1 pseudogene is annotated in these 255 nt (G+C 65.1%); it reads right to left on the bottom strand.

Features of this window, described 5'->3' with window-relative positions:
• Positions 1-255: pseudogene (locus AABE10_RS36605) on the bottom strand (ectoine hydrolase DoeA); the annotation flags it as partial.

Genomic DNA, 255 nt, shown 5'->3' with positions numbered 1-255 from the left:
CGATGCGGCGCGACTGCCAGCCGCGCGCCTCGATCACTTCGCGCGCGAGATAGTCCATCGGATGACGCTCGGTGGACTGCACGTAGTGATCGGGATAGCCGATGATGTTCTCGCGCTTCATGAACACGGTGCGCAGCGCGCCGTTCGCATCCTGTCCACGGCCGTACCAGACGGGCTCGCCGTCGAGCGCGAGCAGCACGCATTGATGCACGTAGAACGACCAGCCGTCGTAGCCCGTGAGCCACGCCATGTTGG

It is taken from the genome of Paraburkholderia diazotrophica (assembly GCF_038900755.1).
In the GTDB taxonomy this organism is placed as follows: Bacteria; Pseudomonadota; Gammaproteobacteria; order Burkholderiales; family Burkholderiaceae; genus Paraburkholderia; species Paraburkholderia diazotrophica_A.
The sequence above is the reverse complement of the archived record's forward strand: the minus strand, read 5'-3'. Positions and strand labels throughout refer to the sequence as shown.